3 protein-coding genes are annotated in these 2,795 nt (G+C 57.2%); all 3 read left to right on the forward strand.

What is annotated here, in order from left to right; all coding sequences use genetic code 11:
* Window positions 1-621, forward strand: a 621-nt coding sequence (locus tag GOX53_RS29090) for a TRAP transporter small permease (protein ID WP_371810460.1), incomplete at its 5' end; no start/stop codon positions are given.
* Window positions 618-1,913, forward strand: coding sequence for a TRAP transporter large permease (locus tag GOX53_RS29095; protein WP_171182366.1), 1,296 nt, complete (start codon window positions 618-620; stop codon window positions 1,911-1,913). The genes GOX53_RS29090 and GOX53_RS29095, both read left to right, overlap by 4 nt.
* On the forward strand, window positions 1,913-2,795 hold an 883-nt coding region (locus GOX53_RS29100), incomplete at its 3' end, for a sugar phosphate isomerase/epimerase (protein ID WP_171182367.1). The genes GOX53_RS29095 and GOX53_RS29100, both read left to right, overlap by 1 nt.

The raw sequence follows: 2,795 nt of genomic DNA on the forward strand, positions 1-2,795 counted from the left end.
TTTGGAGAAGATCAACGCGCTAGGCAACTGATCGCCGCTTTAGAACAGGGAGGGATAACTGCCATGTCAAAATTTATCCGGGGGGTTTCCCGACTTTCAGAAGCGATTGCGGCCGGCATGCTGGCCGCAATCTTCGGAATTTTTCTACTGCAGATCCTTCTGCGGTACTTTTTCACCCCGGCCGGATGGACGCTGGAACTGATCGGCATCCTATGGGTTTGGGTGATTTTCTTTGCCTGTGCCTTCACGGTTCGTGAATCAGATCACGTCCGGTTCGACATCATTTATCTTTCCGTCAGCCGGCGCACTCGCACAATCTTCGCACTTATTTCCGCGGCAGCTTTGGTGATCGGCATGCTGTATACGCTGTTGCCGACCTGGGACTACATCGACTGGATGAAGATCCGTAAGACAACAACCGTGAGCAATCCGTTCACCGGAAACAAGATCCCGATGCGCGATGTCTTCTCGATCTACGCCGTTTTCATAGTTGCCGTAGCCGCGCGCTATGCGTGGATGTTTTTTGACATTTCCAAGAATGGCCCCCCAAAGACCGAACTCGAAATCGTGGTCGAAGCACTGCACGAGGAAGAAGACTCCGCGGAAGGAGACAAAAAATGAGCTTCGAGCTGCTCTCTTTGCTGGTAACGCTGTTCCTGCTTGCAGGGATAGGCACACCGATCGGGTATTCGATTCTGCTGTCTGCTGTCGTCTATCTCGGCGTAGCTGGTTTGGATGTCGCTTTGGCCGGGGAAAAGATCCTGCAAGGGTTCTACAAGAGCACGATCCTGCTGGCCGTGCCGCTGTTCATCGTGGCCGCCAATATCATGAATGCCGGGTCGATCACTGACCGGCTTCTGAGTTTCTGCGTCGCCGCGGTGGGCCGGTTCAAGGGTGGTCTGGGGCACGTGAACGTTGCTGCCTCGCTGATCTTCTCGGGCATGTCGGGCTCGGCGGTGGCCGATGCCGCGGGCATCGGCAAGATCATCATCGAGATGATGACCAAGGGTGATCGGTATCCGCGTGGCTACGCCGCCGCGATCACGGCGGCCACAGCCACCATCGGCCCGATCATTCCGCCTTCGATTCCGATGGTGCTTTATGCACTGGTGTCAAAAGCCTCCATCGGTTCGCTGTTCCTTGCTGGTATCCTGCCGGGTCTGATCATGGGCGCGGTTCTGATGGCGATGAACGGCTATCTGGCCCGCAAGCGTAACTTTGCGCTGGAAGAGCCGGTTCCGCTGCGTGAACTGCCGGCCAAGACCGCAAATGCCTTCCCGGCGCTGCTGATGCCTGTGATCCTGCTTTATGGCATCTATGGCGGTGTCACGACACCAACCGAAGCGGCGGCCGTCGCGGCCTTCTATGCCCTAATGCTGGCAGCGATGTTCTACCGTGCGATCTCGCTGGGCAAGCTGTACCAGGTTTTTGTCGACAGTGCGAGGTCATCGGCTTCAGTCGGTATCGTGATCGGCGGGGCGTTCATTCTGAATTTCATCGTCATTCAGGAGCAGATCCCGCAGTCGATCTCTGCCATGCTCGAAGGGGCAGACGTTCACCCGATCATCTTCCTGATCCTGGTGAACCTGCTGATTCTGGCGCTGGGTTGTGTACTGGATGCGACGACGATTATCCTGGTGATCGTACCGCTCTTCATCCCGACCTGCGAAGCGCTTGGCATCGATCTGGTGCATTTCGGAGTTCTGGTCGTCGTTAACTCGATGATCGGCCTGATAACGCCGCCCTATGGCATTCTGCTCTTTGTGATCAACGCGGTGACGGACATTCCGCTGCGCGAGATCATTTCTGAGATCTGGGCCTTCCTGGCGGTGCTGATTGTCGCACTAATTGCGATGATGCTTATGCCCGATTTGATCCTCTGGCTGCCGAGACTCCTTGGATATCAGGGGTAATGTGCCTTTCGGTTTCGACAACGTCGATCCCCGGCGATCTGGCAGAAAAACTGCGCGCGATTGCCGGGGCGGGCTTTGACGGGGTCGAATTGCATGAACCGGATCTGATCGCTTTTGACGGGCCGCCGTCGCAAATTCGGGAATTGGCCTCCGATCACGGCCTGAAGATCTGCCTGCTGCAGCCCTTTCACAATCTCGAGGGCCAGACTGGCGGAGATCGGGAACACGCCTTTGAACGGCTGAAGCATAAACTCAACCTGATGAGCGAGTTGGGAACGGACGTGCTGTTGATAGGGTCCGCTTTCGAGGCGGACGCGGCCGCCACCGAAGATCAGGTTATTGCCGACCTTGGCGAGGCAGCAAATATAGCGCAAGAAATGGGGCTTCGCCTGGCCTATCTGGGCCTCCCTTGGTCCAATCTCATCAACTCAGATGAACAGGCGCTGCGCATCGTTGAAAGTATCGACAGCCCGCATCTGGGGTTGGCTCTGAACTCCTTCTTCTCGCTCGCCGACGGGTCCAAGCCTGCCCGTCTACGCAATATTCCCGGAGAGCGACTGTTTCATGTACAGCTCTCTGATGCGCCGCGGCTTGAGATGGATATTCGCAGGCTCAAGCGGCATTTCGGGCTTCTGCCCGGACTTGGCTCTCTTAATCTGGCGGGTTTCGTTCGCGTGCTGGCGCGGGCAGGATACAACGGGCCGTGGTCCATTGCGCGCGTCAACGAAACGGTTCCGCAACTCGGTGGTCGGACCATGGCGCGGGACAGCTATCGGGCGCTGGTCAACCTCTTGGACCAAGTATCGCGGACCGAGCCGGGAACAAACTTCGGCATTCCGGATCTTCCCGAGCGGGTCCATGCCTCGGGCTTTGAGTTCATCG

It is taken from the genome of Ruegeria sp. HKCCD8929, from assembly GCF_013031405.1.
Lineage (GTDB): Bacteria > Pseudomonadota > Alphaproteobacteria > Rhodobacterales > Rhodobacteraceae > Ruegeria.